Genomic DNA, 26,542 nt, shown 5'->3' with positions numbered 1-26,542 from the left:
CAATGAATTTAAAAATTCGGCTTACACTCTTTTCTACGCTGGTATTCACCATTATTTTTGGGCTTGCAACGCTAGTCATCTACTGGATATTTTATAATTCCTCGGAACGACATCTGATCAGTTCCCTCGAAAAAAATGCAAAAATAGCTGGTATTTATTACCTCGAGGCGGATGAGCAGAGCCCACTAAAGCATTTGGAATCTAAAAATCAATATGAAAGCCTGGTCAAACGTGCCATGGTAGCAGTTTATAACGCCGAAGGAAAAGTAAGTTATGGCGGTATGCGCTTTGATAGTCAAATTAATAAGGATTTGCTGAGCCAGCTGAAAACAGACAAAACGATTTATTTTAAAACAGAAGATAGCTTTTATTTTGGTTTGTATTATCCAGATAATCAGGGTGACTTCTTTGTGTTTGTCAAAGAGTCGAGCGCAGATTTTGATCATCAATTGAATCGTTTGCTCATTACGCTTGTCTTTGTTTTTCTCGTTGCATTGATCAGTATTGCCTTGTTGTCGGTTTGGCTGAGTAAATATGCTTATCTCCCCATTCGTAAAGTGATCCAAGAAATTCAGCATAAGGATTTAAGCACGATTCAGGAGCCCCTGACGACTATAAAAACGAAGGATGAACTACAAGATCTTATTGAGAGTTATAATGCGCTCCTACGTCGGATCAGCGAAAATATGATTATTAGAAAGAATTTTGTCAGTTATGTTTCACACGAGTTTCGAACGCCTTTGGCGGGAATCCTGGGCTCAATGGAGGTCTTCGGTACAAAGGTCAGAAGTGAAGAAGAATATCATGAATTGGCCGAAACCATTACTGAGCATGTGAATTTTCTGAATCAGCTTATTGGTAATTTTCTATTGCTGACCGACGATCAGGCGCTGAAACGTTCACTGGAAACCTTTCGCATAGACGAGATCGTATGGGATCTTGTTCCTAAGTTTTCGAGATCATTTGCCGTGCCCTTGAAAGTCGATATACAGGTCGATGAACCGCGATACTTTAATTTTCGGGGCAATAAGATGCTCGTCAGTCTGTCTATTTCCAATTTAATCGAAAATGCACTGAAATATGCAAATGGGCAGGAAGTTCTTGTCCGAATGACAGGTGTAAATGGCAGGCTGTCTTTGCAAATCATAGACCATGGTATTGGTATCCCACAAGCCGAACTGGAGTCTGTGAAACAGACTTTTTATCGAGGATCAAATGTTGGTAAAGTTAAGGGCAGCGGCATCGGTCTCTCTTTTGCGCAGATTGTATTTAAGGATCAAGGGGTAGACTTTGATATTCGTTCAAATGATCTAGGTACAACGGTATCCCTATTATTCCCTCAATTCTAATCATTTTCTAATCCCTTCTAATCAAACTTTAATTTAACCTAAAGTTGCCTGTAATCCCTGTCAGTTAGTTTTGTGGAAATTCAAAATTAAGTGAGAAAACTACGTATTACATTATTTTTACTTCTTGGCCTGAATAGCAAGCTATTTTCGCAGGAGGCGGTTGAAAACCGTTTGCGAAAGGCGGAGATCGAGCAGGTATTCCTTGCCCATAACCTGACTTTAATGGCGCAGCGTTTTCATATGCAGCAAGCCGAAGCTGCCGTGCTTCAGGCAAAGTTGTGGCCCAATCCAACGATTTCCATCTCTGAAGTCAATCTTTGGAAAAACCCTTCCAGCGAATCCTTTCCGGCTCTGATCGGAAATTACGGTAAGTACCAGCAGGTAGCGGTCGAACTGGAACAGACCATCGAAATGGCTGGCAAACGAAAAAAAAGGGTGCAATTGCAGCTTCTCGAAAAAGAAAATGCCCAGCTCCAATTTGAGGAATTGCTGCGGAACCTAAAATATGATCTCCGGAGCCAATGTCTCGAATTGCAGATCCTGCAGGAAAAGGAGAAGTTATATAATAGTCAGGTGGATATCTTTCAGACGTTGGCAAAATCATACCAAAATCAGTGGAAAGAAGGCAATGTAAGTGAGATGGACTATCTCAGGATTCAAAGCGAGTCTATCGCATTTGGTAATAAACTGAATGAAATCCAACAGGAAAAAATCACAAAAATGAATGAAGTTGCGCGCTATCTCGGAGAGAAAGGGACCGCACTCACTATATCAGATACGATCGGCATGCCGCATTTTCTCCAGGGAAAAAAACAAGAATGGAAAACGATGGCCCTCGACAATCGCAGCGACTATAAGATCATCCATAACGAATTGAAAAAAAGCGATGCTCAGCTGAAAATAGAAAAGGCCGAACGTATACCAGATTTGCAGGTCTCCATGAATTACGACCGTGGCGGAAATATCATGCGCGATTTTATAGGGCTGGGGGTTGCTATGGATCTTCCTCTATTTAACCGGAACCAGGGGAATATCAAAATCGCTAAACTGGAGCTTGAGAAAAATAAAGTGGAAATCGAGCAATTTCGTATCGACATCGAACGGGAGATCGACTTCCTTTCGGAGCGGCTCAGCAACCTTGAAACGAGTTTGAAGACAACGGATATCGGCTTTGATGGTAAATTGGACGTAGCGCTAGAACGCTATGTGCGCAATTTCCAACAACGGAGACTGACCATCGTTGAATTTATAGATTTTATCAATAATTATATGGAAAACAAAGAATCAATATTGGAACGCAGGGCGAAATATCTTCAGTATAGGGAGGAACTGATTTACTTGATCGGAAAGGATATTGTCTCATGAAAAGTAATTTTTTAACGTCATTGACACTGCTATCTATTTGTTTATTGTGGAGCTGTCAGCCGGCGAAAAATGATGAGCAGCCTATTCCTGCTGCTAAAGGCTTTTGTCTTAGCGCCGACTTTAAAAACCAAATTAAAATTGATTCGATACAGAAGCGAACGGTATTTGAACAGATCGCTTTAAATGGGGTTATCCAATACGATCAGGATGAACTTGCTGCGCTAAAGAGCCCTATACCTGGTATCGTGCAGTCTGTTTCGGTCAAGATGGGCGATTATGTAGAAAAAGGACAGATTCTGGTATCGCTTAAAGGGACCTCGGTCAATGACTTAGGAAAGGAGCTGCGGGAGCTGGAAAATAGCAAGCGGCTGACGGAGAGTAAATTGCTTAGCCTGCGTAGCCTGCTGAAAGATGGTATGGCTTCCCAGCGGGAGCTGGAAGAGATGGAAAGTGAATTGAAAGCCGTGCAGATTGGAATCCGCCATGTGAAAGCGAACATGAGTTTGCTGAATGGTTCCTCGGAAAATGGTGTGTTTTACATCCGTGCACCCAAAGCTGGCTATATCGTAGATAAAAAGGTGAGTCCTGGTATGACTGTTGGCGATGACGCCGATTTGCTGTCGGTCAGTAAACTGAATGAGGTGTGGGTTTCGGTCAATATCTATGCAAATAATTTACCTTTTGTCAAAAACGGGGCTCCTGTCAAGATCACTACACTGGCTTATAAAGGTGAAACTTTTGACGGTTATATTGATCAGGTAGCCAACTTCTTTGATCCGGAGGAACGTGTGGTCAAAGCGCGCGTAAAGTTGTTGAACAAAGACCTGAGATTGAAGCCGGGCATGAGCGTGGATGTGCTGGTCGAAAAGGCTGTTTCAGGACAGGGAGAGCGTATGCTGGCAATTCCGAAAGATGCCATTATCCTCCATAACAATCAGAATTTCGTTGTACGCTACAAAAATGACTGCGACCTGTCGGTTAAAGCTATTGATATTGTCGCTGAGAATGAAACATACGCTTTTGTCAAATCTGGTGTAGCCGAGGGAGATCAGGTGCTGACCGAAAATGAGCTGATCGTATTTGATGAACTGATAAATAGATAGGATGAAGAAAGTTGTACAAAATATTGTTTCATTCTCATTGAAACATTCCTTGGTCGTCCTGTTTTTTACGCTGGCATTATTGTTCGGCGGAATATATGCCTACCTCCATACACCGATCGAGGCTTTCCCCGACGTGACCAACACACGGGTTAGGATTATCACACAGTGGCCCGGGCGCAGTGCTGAAGAAATAGAAAAGTTCGTTACACTGCCTGTTACCAAAGAAATGAATACCATTCCAAAGAAAACGGATGTTCGTTCCATCTCCTTGTTTGGGTTATCTGTTGTAACGATTCAATTTGAGGATGGGGTAGCGGATTTTTATGCCCAACAGTATGCGGGTAATAAGATGCGTTCCATTGATTTACCAGAAGGGGCCGAGAGTTCCATCGAACCACCATCTGGTGCTACCGGAGAAATTTTTCGCTATGTAGTGAAAAGTAATCTTCCGATCAAGGAAGTCTCCGCCATTCAGGATTGGGTGATTGAAAGGGAGCTTGTCGATGTGCCCGGTGTGGCGGATGTCGTCAGCTTTGGGGGGGAGGAAAAGATCTACGAAATAAAGATCAATCCAACAGAATTGGCCAATTATAACCTGTCGCCACTGGATGTTTATGAAGCCGTATCGCGTTCGAATATCAATGTTGGCGGCGATGTGATCCAAAAAGGAAATCAGGCTTATGTTGTGCGTGGTGTAGGCCTATTGGATAAAATCGATGATATTGGTAATATTTTGATCAAGGTGGTCGGCAATACACCGATTTTAGTCAAGCATGTAGCCGAAATCGAACTGGGGGCAAAACCGCGACTCGGGCAGGTGGGACTCAACCAGGAAGATGATCTTGTCCAGGGAATCGTCATTATGCTCAGGGGAGAAAATCCTTCGGCTGTAGTCACCAAGCTAAAAGCAAAAATTGAAGAGCTGAACCAACGTATTTTACCTGCAAATGTCAAGATTGAACCCGTTATAGATCGCACAAAACTGGTAAATAATACCGTGCATACGGTTTCCAAAAACCTGATAGAAGGTGTTCTTCTGGTTTCGATTATTGTCTTTATCTTTTTAAACAATTGGAAGACAACCTTTATCGTTGCATCGGTGATCCCATTGGCCTTCCTATTTGCGATTATTTGTTTGAAAATACAGGGGCTCCCTGCAAATTTGATTTCCATGGGGGCATTGGACTTTGGATTGTTGCTCGAAGGAACGCTGGTCATCGTGGAGACTGTTTTTGTCTCTTTGGAAAAAGAGGCTCATCGGCTCGGGACGGAACGCTTTAATAAAATCTCCAAGCTAGGAATCATTAAGAAAAGTGCCGGCTCTGTAGCAGGCTATATCTTTTTTGCCCTATTGATCTTAATTGTCGCATTGACTCCGATTTTCTCTTTTCAAAAGGTGGAAGGAAAGATGTTCTCACCGTTGGCTTTTACGCTCGGTTATGCCTTGTTGGGTTCCTTGATCCTGAGTTTGACCTATGTGCCCGCGATGTGTAAATACTTATTGAAAAAGAATATCAAAGAAGATGAGAATAAGATCACCAAGGTCAGCCGCAATGCCATTTTTAAAGGTTTTAGGAAAGCTTTCGACCATCCAAAATGGACATTGTCGATTTTTATTGCTGCTTTGCTCGTCTGTATTTTTCGGTTTAGCCATTATGGTTCAGAGTTTCTTCCGAAACTGAATGAAGGTGCAATTTATGTCCGCGCAACCTTACCCAATAGTGTCAACCTAGAAGAATCTGTGAAGCTGACCAAAACCATGAAAGCAAAATTGATGAAGCAGTTTGACGAGATTGATTTTATCATGACGCAAACAGGCCGCCCCAATGATGGTACAGATCCAACCGGTTTTTTCAATATTGAATTCAATATTGAATTGAAACCCGAAGGCGAGTGGAAAAGAAAGCTGTCAAAAGAGAAATTGATTGGTCAGATGCGGGATAGTCTTCAGACTTTTCCGGGAATAAATTTTGGTTTTAGCCAGCCTATCCAAGATAATGTAGAGGAGTATGTAGCCGGAGTAAAAAGTCCGCTGGTCATCAAAATTTTTGGTGAGAATTTACAAGATTTAGAAAATAAAGCCAATAAGTTTGCCGAATCACTTAAAAAGGTGAACGGTATTACGGACATCAATGTTTTCAAAAATATCGGTTTGCCTGAACTAAGGATTCAGCTGCATGATTCGAAAATGGCCAAATATGGTGTTTCGACCAAGGATGTGCAATCTGTGATTGAAATGACTATTGGCGGGCAATCTGTGACACATTTCTATGAAAACGAGCGCATCTTTGATGTACGTCTCCGCTTCCAAAAATCGTATCGTGACAATCCTGAGAAGATCGGAAATATCATCATTCCCACGATGAATGATCAGAAAGTACCGCTTCGGGAGATCGCAACAATAGATTACCATACCGGTCCGGCATTTATTTACAGAGAGGGCAATTCCCGTTATATCGGTGTTGGCTTCAACATTGAAGGGCGGGATTTGGGAAGTACAATTACAGATGCAAAAAAACAAATAGAAAAAGATGTTAAATTGCCCAAATCTTATAAGGTCGTGTGGGCCGGAGAATTCGAAAGCAAAGAACGGGCTACAAAACAGCTGATGAATGTTGTGCCAATTTCTCTTATTTTGATTTTACTCTTGTTGTATGCCAATTTTGGCAACGTCAAAGATACGTTGATCTCTTCGCTGACACTGGCATTTGCTTTTATAGGCGGTTTTGTATCGCTGTGGGTTACTGGGACGACATTTGGAATTTCGGCGGGTATCGGATTTATTATTCTCTTTGGTGTAGCCACGATTGACGGCATTGTTTTAATAGGGATAATGAAAGAAAATCTGTTGAATAAAATGAGCTTGAAACCCGCTATTTATGAAGCTGTAAAAAGCCGGATCAGACCCATCCTAATGATTGCGTTAATGGGGGCAATGGGGTTATTGCCGGCTGCACTTTCAAACGGAATGGGATCTGAAATCCAAAAACCCTTGGCTATTATGATTGTCGGCGGATTGATTATTTGTATGATTCTATCGTTTTCCGTACTGCCAATCGTTTTTTACTTCTCTTATAAAAAGGAGAGCCGCGATTAGTTACCCATTTTTAATTATTATATACGATACAAAGGTTGCCTGTCAGACAGTGCAACCTTTGTTATTTCTAATCTGCAGCTATACATTCCATAATAGCTGTCAAAATTTTACGCCGATAAACATGTATATATCTTTTACATGCTATTTTTTGTAAATCTTGTTATAAATGTTGAACTTACATTTAAGTTGTTGAAATCAAATTTCAAATTACAAAGCACTAATCTGAAGTTTTGCTGAAATAAGTTATAAATCTGTATTTAAAATTAGAAAGCCATTCTTCCGCTTTTTCATGAGTTGTATTTACTAGAAAAGGTCAATATTAGGTCAGTGTTGATTAATTCATAAGAAGATTGACCTCGCTATTCCAAATAGATTTGTGATAAAGAAATATTAAAATAATACGCTATGGCACAATTTAAATGGGAAGGAATTTATCCTGCAATGTTATCACCATTTGATGAAAATGGAAATTTGGATTTTGATATGTTTGGTAAAAACATTGAAGCACAATTGGATGGAGGTGTTCACGGTTTGATTATCGCTGGTTCATTGGGTGAAGCAAGTGTTTTGAGTACGGAAGAAAAGTATGATTTATTGACATATGCGTTGAAGGTTGTTGCTGGGCGTGTACCGGTGTTGTTGAATATTGCAGAAAATACAACTGCTGCAGCGATCAAAGTAGCTCAGACCAGTGAAGAATTAGGCGCAGATGGTTTGATGTTATTGCCACCGATGCGCTATAGAGCTGATGATAGAGAAGCGGTCGCTTATTTTCGTGCTGTTGCACAAAGCACCAAATTGCCAATCTTAATCTATAACAACCCTGTTGACTATAGTACTTATGTATCGCTTGATATGTTTGAGGAACTCTTATTGGAACCAAATATTCAGGCAGTGAAAGAGTCTACACGAGATTTAACAAATATCACGCGTTTGAAAAATCGTTTTGGTGATCGATTAAAGATTATGGCTGGCGTAGATACGTTGGGACTTGAGTCTTTGATGTTAGGGGCTGATGGTTTAGTTGCTGGACTGGTCGACGCATTTCCAAGAGAAACTGTGGCCATGTACGATCTTGTAAAGGCTGGCGATTACAGCAAGGCTGTAGAAATATACCGTTGGTTTATGCCTTTATTGGAATTGGATATTCATCCTAAATTGGTCCAATATATTAAATTGGCGGCGACAGCAGAAGGAATTTCAACACCTTATACACGCGCTCCCAGATTGCCATTGATCGGCGAGGAAGAACAACGTGTTAAAAAAATTATTGCAGATTCAATCGCAACTAGACCACAATTATAGGAAATTTTCTGAACTTTCTGGACGAAGGTTCAGAAAATTTCCTTTTTAGGACCGGGTAAAAATAGGCGAAAAGGACCTTCTTATTATATTTAATGCCGCAAGGAATGAAGATATCGGGAAGGTTTTTTATTGATTTTTGAAGATAGATACTTACAATAAAAACAAAAGGAATGGATAGAGACGAAAATGAGATTGATTACGTCGTAAAACAGGCGGAGGCTGGATTTCAGTTTCTTCAAAAAACTGATGTAATTGAAAGGGCGGAATTGATGTATGCCATTGCCGCTGAAATTGAGGCATTGGGAGACATCTTGATTGAAACGGCCCATCTGGAAACGGCCCTTCCTTTGGGTAGACTGCAAGGTGAAAAAGCGAGAACGGTCAATCAATGGCGTCGATATGCCGATGCTGTGCGAACTGGTTTATACAGTGAAGTACGGATAGATCGTGACCCAAATGGCCAATTTGATTTACGGAAGTATAATAAAGGGCTTGGTCCTGTTGTGGTTTTTGGCGCAAGCAACTTTCCTTTTGCTTTTTCAACAGCAGGTGGGGATACGGCCAGTGCCATTGGTGCCGGCTGTTCGGTTATCGTAAAAGCACATCCCGCTCATCTTAAAACTTCGCAATTAATGGCTGACGCTATTGATCGGGCGATTTCAAAACAAGGAGCCCCAAGTGGCATTTTTAATCATGTGCTGTCGGATTCATTTGCTGCTGGACAACAATTGGTCCGCCACAGATTCGTAAAAGCAGTCGCATTTACAGGTTCTTTCCGTGGTGGGAAAGCTTTATTTGACCTGGGCCAGTCAAGACCTGATCCTATTCCTGTATTTGCCGAAATGGGGAGCGTAAATCCGGTTTTTCTTTTACCGGACTACTTAGGGAACAATCTGGAACCTTTTGCTAAGCAGTATATTGCCTCACTGCTTTTAGGTGTTGGCCAATTTTGTACCAATCCAGGTGTTTTAGTAAGTGTCGGCGGCGAACAACTAGATCGATTTAAAGCGGAGTTGAAGAAGGAACTTCAAGCTGCCGCTACCGGCAAAATGCTGCACGCAGGAATATTGGATAGCTACAACCGTTTAAAAGGGGAAATGGTTCAATACGATGGTGTCAGTATATTGGAAGAAGGGCAGGATAATACAGCGCAAGATTTTGCTCAGGCCCTGCTTGCTGAGGCGGAAGCAAGCCAAGTTTTGGCTAATCCTAAGTTATTGGAAGAGGTTTTTGGACCTTTTGGGCTAATTATATCCTGTGCGGACCTCAATGAAATGAAAAATGTAATGGAGCAGCTCGAAGGACAGATAACCATCACTTTTGCGGCATCGGCGCAGGACATCCACGAATGCCAGGCACTGTTTTCAATTGCACAGGACAAATGCGGAAGGCTTTTGTTTCAGGGTATGCCAACTGGGGTTGAAGTACAGTATGCTATGCATCATGGCGGACCTTATCCGGCAACCACAGATGCGCGTTTTACTTCTGTAGGGCCCGATGCGGTAAAGCGCTTTATTCGCCCCATTAGTTTTCAAAATTGGCCAAATGAATTTTTGCCTAAAGAACTACAAGACGGAAACCCACTACAAATTGACCGCTTGGTCAATCAGCAATGGACTAAAGCATAATAGAAACAAATGACCATATAAACAAGTGATCAGAAATGAAGAAGACTTTTTTTTGTATTGATTCGCATACCTGTGGTTGTCCCGTGCGATTGGTGGCAGGAGGAGCCCCATTATTACAGGGGAATTCCATGATGGAGCGCAGGTTGCATTTTATACGTGAGTACGATTGGATCCGTATGGGATTGATGTTTGAACCAAGAGGGCACGACATGATGAGCGGCAGTATGCTTTATCCGCCCTTTGATCCGCAAAATGATATTGGTGTCCTTTACATTGAAACCAGCGGCTGTCTGCCGATGTGTGGACATGGAACGATCGGTACGGTGACGATTGCCATTGAGGAGGGGCTCGTTCAACCTAAAATTCCCGGAAAATTAAGGCTGGAAACTCCGGCTGGACTTGTACATATCGATTATGTTCAAGAGGGACCTAAGGTGAAAAGTGTAAAGCTTACGAACGTCAAGTCCTTTTTATATGCTGAAGCCTTAACGGTCGATTGCCCGGATCTAGGCAACATCAGCGTCGATGTTGCTTACGGTGGAAACTTCTACGGCATTATTGATCCGCAGACTAATTTTCAAGATATCAGTTCCTATTCAGCCAGCCAGCTCATTCATTACGGAAAAATAATCCGTCAGCTGCTGAACGAAAAATATTCTTTTGTTCATCCTGAAGATGCTAATATACATGGATTGACTCACATCCAATGGACAGGGGATCCTAAACTCCCCAACTCGTCGGGACGCAATGCGGTACTGGTTGGCGACAATGCATTGGACCGTTCACCATGTGGTACAGGTACATCAGCCCGTATGGCGCAATGGTATGCTAAAGGGAAACTCAAGAAAGGGATGGAGTTTATACATGAAAGTTATATCGGTTCACAATTTACTGGTAAAATTGAGGCTGAAACAACCGTGGATGGCAAACCGGCCATTGTCCCATCCATCGAAGGCTGGGCACGGATAACAGGCTATAATACCATTTTTTTGGATGATGAGGATCCTTATTTTGGCGGTTTTCAGGTGATTTAATAGTTCAGGTGATTTAAAAAATTAATAAGACAAGAGCAACGTGAAAGAAAATAATAGAGGTACGGTTGTCGTCGTTGGTGCAGGAATTGCAGGACTTGCTTCCGCCTATTACCTTGTAAGAGACGGATGGGATGTGAAAATCCTTGAAAAAAACACCTTGGACAATAACTGTTCTTATGGCAATGCAGGCATGATTGTCCCCAGTCATTTTACGCCCTTGGCTGCCCCCGGTATTGTAGCGCAGGGGATAAAGTGGATGTTCAATAGTAAAAGCCCTTTTTATGTACGGCCTTCGCTAAATCCACGAATGATCAATTGGGGATTGAAGTTTTTAAAACATGCTAATCGCTCACACGTAGAACAGCATGCGACTGCAATACGTGATTTGAATCTCTACAGCAGCAGATTATATGATGAATTGGCGCAGGAGGAGGGGTTTGATTTTGAACTGAAGCAGAACGGGATCCTGATGATGTATAAATCCAAGGAAATGCAGCATGAAGAAATTGAATTGGCTCATCGTGCCCAGGATCTTGGACTTGATGTCGATATTCTGGAGGGGAATGCCGTTGAAGAACTGGAGCCTAATCTGAAGCTAGATGTTTTAGGTGCTATACTTTATCGCTGTGACGGAAAATTATATCCACCAAAGTTAATGCGGCAATTGATTCAATATTTGAAAGCCGCAGGCGTAGCTTTTTTCGAAGAAACTGAAGTCAATAAATTTATAACGGTCGGAAGTAAGGTGAAAGAGGCGATCAGCAACAAAGGAAGTTTTCAGGCGGATGCTTTTGTCTTGACTGGTGGCGCTTATTTGCCGCAGCTGACATCAAAGTTGCACGTAAATACACCGCTTATGCCAGGAAAAGGGTATTCTTTTATGTATCAGCCCGAGAAAGAGAATACATTGAATCATGCGGCATTATTATTGGAGGCTCGTGTTGCTGTAACACCCATGAATGGCCAGATCCGATTCAGCGGTACGATGGAATTGGGACCAGCAAATGACAAAATTTATGAAAATCGTGTCCGCGGAATTGTGGAATCCATTCCTAAATATTATCCGGAATTGAAGGTTGATTACCCAAGCGAAAAAATATGGTATGGTTACAGACCCTGCTCGCCTGACGGATTGCCCTATCTGGGAAGATTGAAAAAATTTGATAATGTCCTAGTTGCCGGCGGGGGTGGTATGATGGGCTTGAGCTTGGGCCCTGCCTATGGGAAAGTTGTTGCAGATTTATTGGCAGGACAGAAAATAGAGTCTGAAATCGCTGGTTTTAGGCCTGATCGTTTCGACTGATAAAATTATGATATAAACCAACACCCGAATTATGAATCGTTCTTTTTCTTTTAAAGCTCCCAAAACATTGTTTTATGGACTGCTCTTTCTATTCCCGGTCTCCATGCATGCACAAAAGATGAAATTATACGACCATACAACACCTATAGAGCCTTATATTGTACAATATGGGCATGATGTTGAGGCGATCAACTATTTTTATGGCCCTATGCCCAAAGGCTGGGGCAACCAGCAGGCTGCCGCTTCGCCCGAACAGTTAGCACGTCTTCAACGTTTGGATAACGAATATTTGAACAAGCTGGACAAGTTCCCCTATGAAGAACTCGAAACATCGGGGCAGGTAGATTTTATCTTACTGAAGCGCAAACTAAAAAGTGATCTCCTTTCATTGAAAGAAGATGAGTCGAATTACAACCGGTTATCCGTGTATTTACCTTTCGCACAGCGAATTTTTGCACTTGAAAAGGAACGCCGTAGGGGGAAGCGTCTGGCAGGAGAAGATGTCGCAAAAGAGCTGACGCTGGTTGCCGGTGAAATCGATCGGTCAATAGCTGCGCTGCAGGAAAAGACCAATATTCCTTATTCAGATGTTAACTTTCTGGTTGCCTTATTAAATTCGCTCGACTTAAGGCTTACCAGCACCTTCGATTTCTATAATGGATATGACCCTGAATTTACCTGGTGGGTACCCTCCATATTTCAGCAAGTGAAAAGCAAGCTGTCGGATTATAAGGAGAAATTGGCTGCAAAAAGTGATTGGAAAGTGTTTGATGACGGTAGTCAGATTGCTGGTTGGCCTATCGGGGAAAAAGAGATAAACCGAAGACTCAAAGCAGAAATGATCAGCTATACCGCTGCCGATCTTTTAAAATTGGCTGATCAAGAGTTTAAATGGTGTGAAGCGGAGTTATTGAAAGCGAGCCGTGAAATGGGGTTCGGCGATGACTGGCGGGCTGCACAGGAAAAGGTTAAAAACTCCTACGTACCCATTGGAGAACAGCCGGAGCTCATCATGAGATTGTATAACGATGCGCAGCAATTTATTGAACAAAATAAACTCATGACTATTCCTGAGCTGGCAGATGAGACTTGGGGCATGATCATGATGACACCTGAACGGCAACGAGTCAACCCCTTTTTTACAGGCGGACGGGAAATTAGCATATCTTATCCGACAAACACGATGGATCAGCAGGCGAAATTGATGAGTATGCGTGGCAATAATCCTTATTTCTCCCGTGGCACAGTCCAACATGAATTGATTCCTGGTCATCATCTGCAATATTTTATGAATAGGCGTTACAAGCCTTACCGCGAAGAGGCATTTAACACGCCATTTTGGACGGAAGGATGGACATTGTACTGGGAATTGCTGCTGTATAGCAAGGGATTTGCAAAAACTCCGGAGGAGCGAATCGGGATGTTATTTTGGCGCATGCATCGCTGTGCAAGAATAACCTTTAGTATTAAATTTCATTTAGGTGAGTGGACGCCGCAGCAATGCATCGATTATCTGGTAAACCGCGTGGGATTTGAGTCGGCTAATGCGCACGGTGAAGTAAAGAGATCGTTTGAAGGTTCCTATGATCCTTTATATCAGCTGGCCTATCTCGTAGGCGGCTTGCAATTGATGCGCATCAAAGAGGAGGTCGTAGATCAAGGGAAAATGTCATTTGCTGCATTCCACGACCGTGTGATCAAAGAAAATTATCTACCGATGGAAATGTTGAGAGCGATTATCAAGGGCGAGAGGTTAAAGCCCGATTACGAGACAAACTGGAAGTTTTATCATTTTAATAACTAGGTGTTTATGAGTGAGTCGAAACAAGATTTTCAAAAGTCTCTCGGGTTACTGGATGCCACTATGCTGGTGGTTGGAAGTATGATCGGTTCTGGGATTTTTATTGTATCTGCGGATATTGCGCGCAACACGGGGTCTGCAGGCTGGATGATGGTGGTATGGCTGATCTGTGGTTTTATGACATTGACTGCAGCGTTGAGTTATGGTGAATTGAGTGCGATGTTTCCAAAGGCAGGAGGACAATACATCTACCTTCGGGAGGCTTATGGGCCGGTATTGAGTTTTGTATTTGGCTGGACATTTTTTGCCGTTATACAAACTGCGACAATAGCTGCTGTGGGGGTAGCTTTTGCGAAATTTACAGCCTATCTCTTCCCTTTTATGGATGAAGATGTTTATTTGCTCGAATGGTCAGATTACCGGGTATCTGCAGCGCAGCTGCTGGCAATTGCCGTCATTATTGTATTAACCTATATTAATTCAAGAGGCGTAAATAGTGGAAAGCGCGTACAGACATCCATCACATTGATCAAGATCGGGAGTCTGTTGCTCTTGTTACTCTTTGGCTTCCTTGCTTTGAAACATGAAGTTTGGACTTGGAACTGGGACAATATATCTCTTTGGTCAATGCGTCGTTTAAATACGGATGGAACGTATGCATCTTATGACGGATTTTCAGCAATGGGCGCTTTCTCTGCGGCTATGGTCGGTGCGCTCTTCAGCAGCGATTCCTGGCACTCATCTTCCGCTGTAGCTGGCGAAATTAAAAATCCACAACGTAATATCGGGTTGAGTCTTGCATTAGGGACTTTACTGGTTACCGTAATCTATCTCCTGACTAATTTGATGTACACCGGCATATTGCCTTTAGAAGCTATGGTCAATGCACCAAAAGATCGTGTAGCCATGAGTGTCGCACAAGAGGTTTTTGGTCCTTTTGGGATTACTATTATAGCCATTATGATCATGATAAGCACCTTTGGTTGTAATAATGGGATTATCCTGGCAGGAGCGAGGGTGTATTATTCTATGGCCAAAGATGGTTTGTTTTTTAAAAGGGCGGGTAAGCTCAATGCGCATGCGGTACCTGCCTGGGCACTCTGGATACAATGTGTTGCTGCGTCAATATGGTGTTTAAGCGGAAAATATGGTGATTTATTGGACATGATTACCTGTGTGGTCGTTATATTTTATGTACTCGCGATTGCGGGTATTATTCGTCTCCGTATCACACGTCCAGATTTGAACAGACCCTATAAGGCATTTGGGTATCCTTTTCTTCCCATTCTTTATATTCTGATGGGACTTGCCTTTATTGGGTTGATGGTTATTTTTAAACCCAACTATACCTGGCCAGGCATTATCATTGCACTATTGGGTATCCCGATCTATTATTTAATCAATCCTAAGCGAAGAAAGTATGAAGTTTCTTAGTACAGCGGTTTTGTTGTTGTCGGCACAGTTTCTGTTTGGTCAAGGAACTTTGGCAGATTATACACGTGCACAAAACCTAAAAAAACAATTGACCAACAAAATTGAAAATCTGCCCGGCCAATTTTATTGGAATGATAAGGGGGATCTCTTTTGGTATGATCGAAATACGTTGCAGGGAAAAGAGTATATTTTGGTCAATCCCCAGGCAAAAACAAAAGAACAGCTGTTTGATCTGACGAAAGTATTTTCGTTAGTGGATGAAAAATTGGGAAAGAAAATCGAAAATCGTGTTATTTCCAATGATCAGATAAAATTGCTGGACGAGGATCAAGTGTCGCTCGATATCGCGGGCTACCTGTGGATCTGGAACCGCGGTTCCTCGCAATTGAGCCAGGGCGCTGCAAGTAGAAACAAAGATCGAAATACGCGATATTGGGGGCAGCGTGAACAGGGAAATGCCTATAGGGAAGTTGAGTCTCCAGATAAAAAACATGTGGCATTTATCCGCAATAATAATGTATTCCTGGCAAAAAAAGGAAACACAAACGAGGCGCGACAAATTACCTTTGATGGCAACACGGCAAATTATTATAGCAATGATATTCAATGGGCACCAGATAGCCGTAAGCTGGCTACAGTAAAAACTCAAAAAATAGAGATCAGGCAACTGACGCTTATTGAATCTTCTCCGAAAGATCAGCTGCAGCCTAAAATTCAGACACGCGATTACGTGAAGCCCGGAGATGAGTTGGCGCAAAAACTACCCATCTTATATGATCTTGAAAAAGATCGACTGTCGGTGTTTGGTGCCGCGCTCATACCAAATCAATTTTACCTTTCGGATCTTTCCTGGCGCGATGACAGCAGAGCATTTACCTTCGAGTATAACAAACGGGGGCATCAAGTCTATGGCGTTATGCAGATGGATGCAAATAGCGGTACCTCGAGTTTTCTGATTCAGGAGCAGAATAAGACCTTTATTGATTATAGCGGCAAGAAATACCGGGAGGATCTGGCCGATGGAAAGGAGATTGTATGGACCTCTGAACGTGATGGTTGGAACCACCTGTATCTCTATGATGGAATTACTGGGAAAATAAAGAACCAGATAACGAAAGGCAACTGGGTTGTTCGGAAAGTTGTGCATGTTGATACTGAAAAACGAACGGTTATTTTCGAAGGCAGCGGAATGAATGCCGCAGAAGATCCCTATTTGGTCCACTATTACGCTATCGGTTTAGACGGAAAGGGCTTAAAACTGCTGACCGAAGAAAATGCAAATCATCAAGCTTTTTTCAATAAAGACTATTCGCAATTTGTGGATACGTATTCCCGGGTCGATCAGCCGCCAATTTCAGTATTGCGCGACAAAAATGGCCGTCTTATCATGGAGCTGGAGAAAACAAACAGTAGTCTGTTAGAAACTGCAGGGTGGCGTGCACCGGAGGTTTTTAAAGCCAAGGGACGTGATGGCGCAACGGATATCTGGGGGATTATTATTCGGCCGACGAATTTTGATCCTGCTAAAAGCTACCCTGTCATCGAATACATTTATGCGGGACCGCATAGTTCTTTCGTACCCAAATCATTTTATAGCAACCCGAGCGGGATGTACGAACTCTCCGAATTGGGCTTTATTGTGGTACAGATCGACGGCATGGGGACGTCAAATCGTTCCAAGGCTTTCCATGATGTCTGTTGGAAAAATCTGAAAGATGCAGGCTTTCCGGATCGAATTGCTTGGATGCAGGCCGCGTCAAAACAATATAAATACATGGATATCGGCAGGGTAGGGATCTATGGCACATCTGCCGGGGGCCAAAGTTCAACCGGCGCGTTGTTATTCCATCCCGAGTTTTACAAAGTTGGCGTTTCCTCCTGTGGCTGTCACGATAACCGAATGGATAAAATATGGTGGAACGAGCAATGGATGGGCTGGCCTGTAGGTCCTGAATATGCGGCTAGCTCTAATATTGAAAATGCCGCTAAGCTGGAAGGAAATCTTCTACTGATTGTTGGAGAACTTGATGATAATGTGGATCCTTCATCCACTTTCCAATTGGTTGATGCTTTAATCAAAGCGCGTAAGAATCATGATTTTATCATGGTTCCTGGAATGGGGCATTCTTCCGGGGGAGATTATGGTGAACGGAAAAGAAGGGACTATTTTGTAAAACATCTTCTTGGCGTAGATCCGCCTGCCTGGAATCAGTATTGATCTTTCATCAGGACAATAATCCGCTAATGCAGACCTATTTCCTGTTTTTTCTGAACGAGTCTGATCTTATTGGCCAGAAAGGACCTTCGGTATGCTTTTTATTCCTGTTGGTGTCTGCGAAGTCATGAAGATTTTATTCGAATTTGGAAGAGGTATGAAGCTATAAGAGTGGCTCAGAAATACAGCGCCCCGGAAAGTAAATTGCTTTCGGGGCGCTGTGTTTATTTCATGTTGGTAACGTTGAAGCTGTTTTTATTCGACCAATACGCCGACATAATAGTTAAACGTATCAATATCGATATTCTCTTTCGTTAAACCGGCCACTTTAATCGGTCTGAAACGTTGGTCCAACTGGATAAGTTCTCTTTTTTGACCTTTTACGCCAATATGTATGGGCATATGGAAGCCTTTGACTTCGCTGATCCAGCGGCCCAATATTCTGCCTGAAGGATCTTGTTTGATTTCCAGTGTAGGAATGGCAGTATGCTTTACATACTGTTCAAATACTTTTAACAGGTCTAGACCGGACTGCTGGCTTACGTAGTTGACAACATCATTATAATCGACTTGTTGGTGATAAAACTTGCTGTTTAATCCCCGGAGAATATTCCGCCACTTTTCATCATTGTCGATCATCGTACGGATCATGTTAAGCATAACACCGCCTTTGGGATACATATCCCCAGATCCTTCTTTATTTACGTGGTAGGGGCCCTGGATGGGGCTATCATTTTGGATCCCGCTCCGGATACCATGGGCGTAAGCCTGGCTGGCTTCCTTACCATAGAAATAATTGATAAATAAGCCTTCGGAATAATTAGTGAAGCTTTCGTGAATCCACATATCGGCCAGATCAGCTGAAGTAATATTGTTGCCAAACCATTCATGACCAGATTCGTGGACCACAATAAAATCCCATTTATGTCCCCAGCCGGTTCCAGACGCATCCCCGCCGCGATAGCCATTCTGGTAATGGTTACCATAGGCGATGGCACTCTGGTGTTCCATGCCGGTATGGTAGGTTTCAACAAGTTTATAGCCATCTTCATAGAATGGATATGGACCAAACCAATGTTCAAAGGCTTCTAAGGTCTGGTTGGCGTTTTTTTGAAGATGGGCTTTTTTTTCTGCCGTATCATTTTCGCGCAAAATATAAAAGTCTATATCCAATGGTCCTTTTTCACCTTTGTATTTTTCCTTAAAATGAACGTAGTCGCCGATGTTGATGGCGACATTGTAGTTGTTGATTGGATTGGCAACTTTCCAGTGGTATTTGGTGTAACCATCCTTCATCTTTTCTACCTTGACCAAACGTCCATTGGATACATTCATCACCTCTTTTGGGACAGCGATGGAAATCAGCATACTATCCACTTCATCGGATTGATGGTCTTTGTTTGGCCACCAGACACTCGCGCCCATACCCTGGCAGGCCGTGGCCACCCATGGCTTTCCATTGCTATCTTTTTTCCAGTCAAAGCCGCCGTCCCAGGGAGCTTTGACCGCTTCTGTAGGATGGCCTTCGTAATACACCGTAAACTCTTCCTGTGTTCCTTTCTTGATAGCCACAGGAAATTCGACAAAGACAGCATTGTGTTCTCTGGTAAAGGAAAGTTCTTTCCCCTTATATACGACTTTGTCTACTTTGAGATTTGCAAAAAGGTCAAATTGCAGGCGATTAAAATCAGTTGTGGCCTTGAAACGGAAAAGGTTTGAACCCGAAATAAACTTATTGTCTATATCTACCTTAACATCCAAATGATAGTATTGGATATCGTAGCAGGTTCGCAGCGGTGACAGGTATCCGCGCAGTGAATCCGCTCTTGTGAATTCATTTTTTTCTTTCATCAGCTGCGCCGCTGATTGCTGTATGCCTGCGGTCAGTAGACCGCAGGTTCCCAATGCATATAATAGTATTCTTTTCATCTGTAAATGATAACTATTCGGTCTATCTTCCACCCGGAGGGCAATGTAATTTTAGATAGTTTGTAAATAATGTTTTTAAATGCTCATGTGTACCTTGTCCCTCGCTGATCGAATGGCTGCGGTTGGGGTAAGACATCAACTGGAACTGCACGTTATTTTTGATCAGTTCATTGATCAGGACTTCTGCATTTTGATAATGCACATTGTCGTCTCCGGTTCCATGGATATAGAGTAAATTACCTTTGATGTTTTTTGCATATTTCAGCGGAGAGCCGTTTTCAAAGTCTGCAAGATTTTCTTGGGGGAGGCCCATGTAGCGTTCCTGGTATACGTTGTCGTAAAGGAGCTGATTTGCTACAGCTGCAATGGCGATACCCGTTTTATAGATTTGAGGATATTGTCCCAGTAGGTTAAGCGTGCTTGATCCGCCACCGCTCCAGCCCCAGACGGCCACACGTGTATTGTCGACAAAAGGCCATTTCAGGATTTCTTGTGTTGCTAAAGCCTGGTCGCGAATATTGAGCTGTCCGATATTGCGGTAGATGCTTTTTCGCCACAAGCTGCCTTTAGGAGCAGGCGTTCCGCGATTATCCAAAGAAATATAAATGTAGCCATCCTGCGCCATATTTCCTTTATATAAACTGTTATAACCTGCACCAAAATTGTCTAATACAGTTTGTGATGCTGGTTCGCCGTAGACCATAAAGACGACAGGATACTTTTTATTGGGATCGAAATCAAGGGGTTTTACCATCCAGCCGTCTAAGTCAATACCGTCGGTTGTTTTAACTTTAAAAAACTCGGCAATACCATCGCTGACTTTCTTTTCACGCTTAAAATCAAAGTCTACGAGTACTTTGTGTGTCGGTAACTCAATAACGGCATTGTGTTTTAATGTTGCCCGGTTGCTAAAGCTGAAGATGGCAATTTTACCGTCTTTTGAAATATCATAATCGCAGGTGCCTTCGTATGAGGCCGGGGTCAGTCTTTTTGGAATTCCGCCTTTCGTCGATACACTATACAGATACTTCTGCGTTGCATTGCTTGGAGAGGCGGTAAAATAAATCGTTTCATTTTTCGGATCGAAAAAGTCAAGATTGATCATATCGTAGTCCGCTTTCATAACCAGCTTCTCGTTGCCCGATAAATCAATCTGATAGATTTTGCGCCAGCCGTCCTTTTCCGAGACCCAGATGAAGGCCTTGCCACCTTGAACCCAGTCCCATCCCGAAGGATCGTTGTTGTTCCATCGTGCTTTGATATCAATCCACGAGTCGCTTTGCTCCTGATGTATATTTTGCGCTTTATTATCGGAGAGAGCGACGGTATAGATTTTGCTCTCATTTTGTTTTCTGTTGAGCTGCTCTAGGATAACCTGCTTGCTATCAAGACACCATTCCATGCGGGGAATATAGTGCTGGTTGGGATCTCCCGGGATATTCAGCATGGTATTTTTTCCAGTGGCGATTTCATAGGTCCATATCGAACAGGCACTCGGCGATTGTCCAACTTTAGGATACTCCACGGGAATGGTATAGGAGTAGAGGCTATCCGTATTGTTGATCATCAGAAAATTACGGATGTTGCGGGCATCAAGCTTCCAATAAGCAATGGAAGCACCGTCCGGCGACCAGCGGAAACCATCTTTACAGCCAAATTCTTCCTCGTATACCCAGTCGAAAGTACCATTGATTAAACGGTCTGTTCCATCTTTGGTAACGGAAACGATGCTGCCATTGGCGAGATCTTCCACGTAAACATTATGGTCGGCTTTATTAACGTAGGCAACTTTATCTGCTTGTGGGTTAAACTTCGCAAACATCAGTTGTGAGGCCGGGAATTTTTGGCCTAGTTGCTGCAACTGATTGGTCTTCTTGTTGTAAACCCAATAATCGCCTCTTGTATTCTCGCGCCAAACTCTTTTGCTATTGGTATAGATCAAAATAAGCTCTTTGTTTTTGGAAATGGAAAAATTTTCGACTTTCAAGGCGACCGTTGCGCCTTTCGGAATAAGCGATTGCTGTGAAAGGAAGATGGAGCGCAGCCCATTTTTTGGGTTGACCATTTCTATTCCTTTGTCGGAAAATTCATAATATTGATCACCATGATCTGTCCAGAGTCGCTGCGCAAAAAGGGAAGCTGGAACCTGAAAAATCAGTATTAGAATAATAAAGATCGACTGTTTAATGCTGTTCATTTGTTTATCTGTTTGAGTTGACCCCAAAAGAATTTAAGTTTACTTTTTGGGTTTATCATTATGTTAGTTGTTCGTTAATTAATCAATCAATTGGATTGTCTTTTAGCTGATAGATCTCCTGGATTTCACGTTCAAGGTATTTTCCTAAACGACGGTATCCATCTGTTTCAATAAGATAATTATCTTCAATACGGACCCCGCCGAAATCGAGATGTTTTTTTAAGAAATCATAATTGATAAAGTCCTTGTGTAAATTTTGCTGTTCCCAAAGCTGCGTTAATTCCGGGATAATATAGATGCCGGGTTCAACGGTTAGTACATTGCCAGCCTCCAATTTCTTACCTAGCCGCAGCGATTTGATTCCAAAAGTCTTGGTATCTTTTGGCTCAGCTTCGGTATAGCCTACATATTGTTCCCCAAGATCTTCCATATCATGCACATCAAGACCGAGCATATGGCCTAGTCCGCATTGAAAGAAAAGCGCATGCGCGTGATTCATGACCGCATCTTGTGCGTTGCCTTTCATGAAGCCGGTTTGTATAAGTCCATCTACAAGCGCTTCACAGGCTTTTAAATGTATTTCTTTAAAACGTATTCCGGATGTCAGCAGCTGCTCTGCAGATTTAAACGCATGTAAGACAATTTGGTAAATTTCCTCTTGTAAAGCCGTAAAACGTTTTCCTACGGGAAAGGTTCTGGTCAGGTCCGAAGCATAGCCCATGGCCGTTTCTACGCCCGAATCATTGAGCAGGAGATCACCTTCATAAAGCTGGTGAAATTGCATGTGATTGTGCAGAATTTCACCTCGTTTTGTGACTATCGGTGGATAGGAGAAGGACGTTCCCTGATCTTGCGCAAAATGTTGCATGGCATTGCTGATCTGATATTCGTAAAGATCAGATTTTGTCATTCGCATAGCAATGCGGTGCATATCAACAGCAATATCTACGGCTTTCTCTAATTCGATAATTTCTTCTGCCGTTTTGATACTTCTCTGGGCAACGATAGCTTTAATCAAAGCCACAGATGGCTGGAGCTGATTTGCGGAACGGCCAGTTAGCTGCTCAAGTAATAACTTATTATGCGACTGATAAGGAGGAAGGTAGTGAATATCTTCCTGCTTTCCTTTGCTAAGGTAGTCGAAGAGTTGATTGAAAGGAAGGACCTTGCTGATACCAGAAAGATCTGCTTTTTCAGCTAAAGTCTGTTGTTGGCCCATCCACACAATATCGTCAATGGTCATTTCATCGCCGAATAGGATGGTCTCGTTTTTTTCAGTGTCAAGTACAGCCGCCAAACGTGGACTTTTGACACCGATATAATATAAAAAGCTACTGTCTTGACGGAAGGGATAGGTATTGTGCTCAAAATTGATTGGATTTTCAATGTTGCCTAACAAAAGAATTTTGCCAGTTGTGAACTTTGATAACAGATTATTTCGGCGATTAAGATATATTTCTTTTTTGAACATAAGTTTGGAAATTAAAGGAAGTACTGTTTTTGTTGTGCTAGAATCATGAATTGTTTGTAATCTGCTTCGGCTTGAAGTAGAATTGTCTACCTAGCGGGTTATTGTATAATACGAATATCGTAAAATTTATGTGCTTCAAAATGATTTATTTAAAAGGTCTCTCTTTAATGTGTAGTGTTTGTTCTTGTTACAAATGATATGCTCTCCGTTTTTATACTAACGAGAATCAAAAACGAAATTTAATAAAGTTCAATCTTTCTATTGAATAATAATTATCACAATTTATCAAAGTCTAATTGTATTTTAACCCATTTTTTTACTATTAAAGCGTTTTTATTATGAATTCTCAGTTTTGTGTGGAGTATTATTAAAGGATTATTAAATATTGTCGGATTCTAAACATATTTTAGTATAGTATTTTTATGTTTTATTTGAAAGTAGTGTTGTTGCTTTGGAGTTGTTATATTTATGTTAACTAAGCAGTAACATAAACTAAACAAACCTATGAAAACGCTCCAATTTAATGTGCCGACCATGCGAGGACAAAGTCTAACAATACAAGAAGATGTTTTGGAAACTTTTTATCCTCATTTTCATCGACATCAAGAAGCTCAATTAATGTGGATAAAAAAAGGTAAGGGAGTTTTGATTGTGGAAGATACCTTACATCCTTTTAAAGAAAATGATATTTTCTTTTTAGGGGCGAATCAACCGCATGTATTTAAGTCGGCCTCTCAGGACGGGTTTTCAAATGAATCTCGCTCTGTTTCCATTTTTTTCGACCCAAATGGAAAGCTTAAATCCCTATTTTCTCTGGAGGAATTTGAATCGCTGAATCAGTTTATTTATAACAACGCAAGGGGGTTTAAGGTCCCCGATTCATATTTTTCCCAAATTGCAGAACGGGTTTGTTTATTAAAATCTGCAGACCAAATGGACAAATTGATGCATTTTTTCTATCTATTGAGATCTTTGGCAAATATATCCCGGGAAACAGAAGCACTCTGTAATGAAAGAGTAGAAGTGATTTTTGATGGAATTCATGCTTCAAATCGAATTAATATTATCTGTAACTATATCCGGGAGCATTATCGGGACGAACTTACCCTGGAAGATGTTGCTGATCACGCTAATCTTACGCCTCAGGCATTCTGCCGATATTTCAAAAAACATTGTGGGGTTACCTTTGTCACCTACCTCAATAGAATAAGAGTCAAAGAAGTTTGCAACCAGTTAAATGAGGATCACTTGGATAGTGTTTCTTTTATTGCCTATAACTGTGGATTCAACAGCATCACTAATTTTAATCGGGTTTTTAAACAAATCGTAGGCTGCAACCCAAAGGAATATGTGCAGCAGTATAAACAGACACTCTACTCTGTTATTTAGCATAGGATTTCCGTAAATATGCTGGCTGCTTGGTCGATATAACAAAGGGGGCGCTCTTAATTCAAAGTTAAGAGCGGCTTCCCTATTGTGCCCTCTTAAAGCTGTTCCTTAGAGCTGCTTTACAGCTCCAGTACAGATAAAGCACACATTAAGCACGGATATAGCACTAAAGTTCTAGTAAGGGTAGGTGCATAACAGTGCTTTAAACGAGCTTGATGTGTCTCTGAAAACGGTATAAAATGACCGGCTTTAACTAAGGTGAACGATTTGTTTTATTTAACTTTTGGGAAATAATCTGTTTAATTAGCACTGCCTCGAACATAAGGTCAAATACTTCTTTTGCACAACGTATACTACACCTAAAAATAACGAATTGAATAATAGCTCGTTGGAACGATCAATTGGGCGTAGGATGGGAATGAATCAATAGAAGCGATGTTTCCGTAAGTGCCGGAACTGATTTGGATGCTGATAAATTGAATAAGTGGATTGGTATGTAGGTTTCCGTCAATTGGAATAAGGAAGCAAAAAAAAAGGTTTTCAAACGGGGAGAATGAAAACCTTAAATAACCAATTATAAACCTAAATTATGATACAACAAAGATAGTGTGTTTATTACACTTTGTCAAGAATTATTTCAAAAAAAATTAAATCTTTTTGAAAACGATGCTCGAATTGTGCCCGCCGAAACCAAAAGCATTGCTCATCGCAGTCTGAACAGTTTTTTCTAGGGGCTGATTGATCACAATATGAATTCCCTCGGGAATATCGGGATCGATATTTTCGATATTAATTGTTGCCGGAATTACATTATTATTGATGGATTTTATGGCAATGATTGCTTCGATAGCGCCGGCTGCCCCAAGTAAATGTCCTGTCATTGATTTGGTGGAACTGACCCATAGATTATTTTGGTTTCCAAAGGCACGTTGTACGGCTTTAAGTTCGGCAATATCTCCAACTGGCGTTGAAGTCGCGTGGAGATTTAAATAGTCGAGCTCACTGGTATTAATTTTAGCCTCCTCCAAAGCCAGAGACATGGCTTTTGCTGCCGCTATCCCTTCGGGATGGGGAGAGGTCATATGATAAGCATCTGCGGTCATCGAAGCTCCGACAAGCTCTGCGTAAATTTTTGCACCTCTTTGCTTGGCATGTTCGTATTCTTCCAAGATGAGAGCTCCGGCTCCCTCACCCATGACAAAACCATCACGATCCCGATCAAAGGGTCTGCTTGCAGTCTGTGGGCTATCATGCCGGCTTGACATGGCTTTCATGGCAGAAAAACCGCCAACGGAAGCGGGGGTAATGGGGGCTTCGGAACCGCCGCTTATAAAGACTTTGGCTTTGCCGAGCCTAATGTAATTAAAAGCGTCCATAAAGGCCGTATTGGATGTGGCGCAAGCCGATACGGTAGTGTAATTGATTCCTTTTAAGCCATACTTCATTGAAATCATGCCTGAAGCCATATTGACGATAAGTCTAGGAACAAAGAAAGGGCTGAATCGTGGTTTATAATCTCCTGTCACATATCCTTCTACTTCTTTTTCGAAAGTTTCCATTCCACCCTGACCAACACCCCAGATGACACCGATATCAAATGGATCCATGGCATCGAGATCTAGTCCCGAATCTTCCATTGCCTGCGCTGCACTGTATAAAGCATATTGCGTAAAGAGATCACTCCGTTTAATCTCATTTCTATCTAAATATTTTTCAGGTTGAAAGTGTTTAATTTCACTTGCAATCTGTGTTCGAAACAACGAAGCATCAAAACGGCTAATGAGCGTTGTGTGGTTTTCGCCCCGCAAAATGTTATCCCAGAATATATCTATGTTTTCTCCCAGCGGGTTAATTGTTCCCATGCCAGTTATTACAACTCTTTTCATCTCTTTTTATTTTAATATAAACCTGTAAATATACCA

16 protein-coding genes are annotated in these 26,542 nt (G+C 42.0%); 12 read left to right on the top strand and 4 right to left on the bottom strand.

Annotated elements, in window-relative coordinates; translation table 11 throughout:
* The first annotated feature begins 2 nt into the window (after positions 1-2).
* The 11 genes from GVK91_RS11735 (at position 3) to GVK91_RS11685 (ending at position 17,637) form a co-directional block, all read left to right on the top strand.
* Positions 3-1,349 carry a HAMP domain-containing sensor histidine kinase gene (locus tag GVK91_RS11735; RefSeq protein ID WP_159728904.1) on the top strand — a complete coding sequence of 449 codons (1,347 nt, stop codon included), beginning with the start codon at positions 3-5 and terminating at the stop codon, positions 1,347-1,349.
* 90 nt (positions 1,350-1,439) lie between these two features.
* Complete coding sequence (locus tag GVK91_RS11730; RefSeq protein WP_159728902.1) at positions 1,440-2,714, top strand: TolC family protein; 1,275 nt, start codon at positions 1,440-1,442, stop codon at positions 2,712-2,714.
* Positions 2,711-3,817 carry an efflux RND transporter periplasmic adaptor subunit gene (locus tag GVK91_RS11725; RefSeq protein ID WP_159728900.1) on the top strand — a complete coding sequence of 369 codons (1,107 nt, stop codon included), beginning with the start codon at positions 2,711-2,713 and terminating at the stop codon, positions 3,815-3,817. Before GVK91_RS11730 ends, GVK91_RS11725 begins: the two co-directional genes overlap by 4 nt.
* A 1-nt stretch (position 3,818) precedes the next feature.
* Positions 3,819-6,914, top strand: a complete 3,096-nt coding sequence (locus tag GVK91_RS11720) for an efflux RND transporter permease subunit (protein WP_159728898.1) — start codon at positions 3,819-3,821, stop codon at positions 6,912-6,914.
* Between the two features lie 405 nt (positions 6,915-7,319).
* Complete coding sequence (locus GVK91_RS11715) at positions 7,320-8,219, top strand: dihydrodipicolinate synthase family protein (RefSeq protein ID WP_153848567.1); 900 nt, start codon at positions 7,320-7,322, stop codon at positions 8,217-8,219.
* A gap of 170 nt (positions 8,220-8,389) precedes the next feature.
* A complete protein-coding gene (locus tag GVK91_RS11710) occupies positions 8,390-9,847 on the top strand; it encodes an aldehyde dehydrogenase (NADP(+)) (RefSeq protein WP_159728896.1) in 1,458 nt (485 codons plus the stop codon).
* Positions 9,848-9,882: 35 nt separating this feature from the next.
* Positions 9,883-10,881, top strand: coding sequence for a 4-hydroxyproline epimerase (locus GVK91_RS11705; RefSeq protein ID WP_159728893.1), 999 nt, complete (start codon positions 9,883-9,885; stop codon positions 10,879-10,881).
* A gap of 40 nt (positions 10,882-10,921) precedes the next feature.
* Entirely contained in the window at positions 10,922-12,184 is a 1,263-nt protein-coding gene (locus GVK91_RS11700) for an FAD-binding oxidoreductase (RefSeq protein WP_159728891.1), read from the top strand.
* A 31-nt stretch (positions 12,185-12,215) separates the two neighbouring features.
* Positions 12,216-13,988 carry a DUF885 family protein gene (locus GVK91_RS11695; RefSeq protein ID WP_200845601.1) on the top strand — a complete coding sequence of 591 codons (1,773 nt, stop codon included), beginning with the start codon at positions 12,216-12,218 and terminating at the stop codon, positions 13,986-13,988.
* 6 nt (positions 13,989-13,994) lie between these two features.
* Complete coding sequence (locus GVK91_RS11690; RefSeq protein WP_159728889.1) at positions 13,995-15,419, top strand: APC family permease; 1,425 nt, start codon at positions 13,995-13,997, stop codon at positions 15,417-15,419.
* The gene (locus GVK91_RS11685) at positions 15,406-17,637 is read left to right on the top strand and encodes a S9 family peptidase (RefSeq protein ID WP_159728887.1); all 2,232 of its coding nucleotides are present in this window, start codon (positions 15,406-15,408) and stop codon (positions 17,635-17,637) included. Before GVK91_RS11690 ends, GVK91_RS11685 begins: the two co-directional genes overlap by 14 nt.
* 252 nt (positions 17,638-17,889) lie before the next feature.
* Here GVK91_RS11685 and GVK91_RS11680 read toward each other — a convergent pair whose 3' ends face one another.
* From GVK91_RS11680 to GVK91_RS11670, 3 genes are all read right to left on the bottom strand, one after another.
* The gene (locus GVK91_RS11680; protein WP_159728885.1) at positions 17,890-19,563 is read right to left on the bottom strand and encodes a M1 family metallopeptidase; all 1,674 of its coding nucleotides are present in this window, start codon (positions 19,561-19,563) and stop codon (positions 17,890-17,892) included.
* Between the two features lie 22 nt (positions 19,564-19,585).
* A complete protein-coding gene (locus tag GVK91_RS11675; RefSeq protein WP_159728883.1) occupies positions 19,586-21,760 on the bottom strand; it encodes a DPP IV N-terminal domain-containing protein in 2,175 nt (724 codons plus the stop codon).
* A gap of 82 nt (positions 21,761-21,842) precedes the next feature.
* Positions 21,843-23,231 carry an aminopeptidase P family protein gene (locus GVK91_RS11670; protein WP_159728881.1) on the bottom strand — a complete coding sequence of 463 codons (1,389 nt, stop codon included), beginning with the start codon at positions 23,229-23,231 and terminating at the stop codon, positions 21,843-21,845.
* 504 nt (positions 23,232-23,735) lie between these two features.
* On the opposite strand from GVK91_RS11670, the gene GVK91_RS11665 reads away from it, so the two are divergent.
* Positions 23,736-24,620: an AraC family transcriptional regulator gene (locus tag GVK91_RS11665; protein WP_120334796.1), complete on the top strand. Its 885-nt coding sequence runs from the start codon at positions 23,736-23,738 to the stop codon at positions 24,618-24,620.
* Positions 24,621-25,267: 647 nt separating this feature from the next.
* Here the strand turns inward: GVK91_RS11665 and fabF are convergent.
* A complete protein-coding gene (gene fabF / locus GVK91_RS11660; protein WP_159728879.1) occupies positions 25,268-26,506 on the bottom strand; it encodes a beta-ketoacyl-ACP synthase II in 1,239 nt (412 codons plus the stop codon).
* Between the last annotated feature and the right edge of the window lie 36 nt (positions 26,507-26,542).

The organism is Sphingobacterium sp. 18053 (assembly GCF_902706145.1).
In the GTDB taxonomy this organism is placed as follows: Bacteria; Bacteroidota; Bacteroidia; order Sphingobacteriales; family Sphingobacteriaceae; genus Sphingobacterium; species Sphingobacterium paramultivorum.
This window is presented reverse-complemented; position numbering and strand designations above follow the sequence as displayed.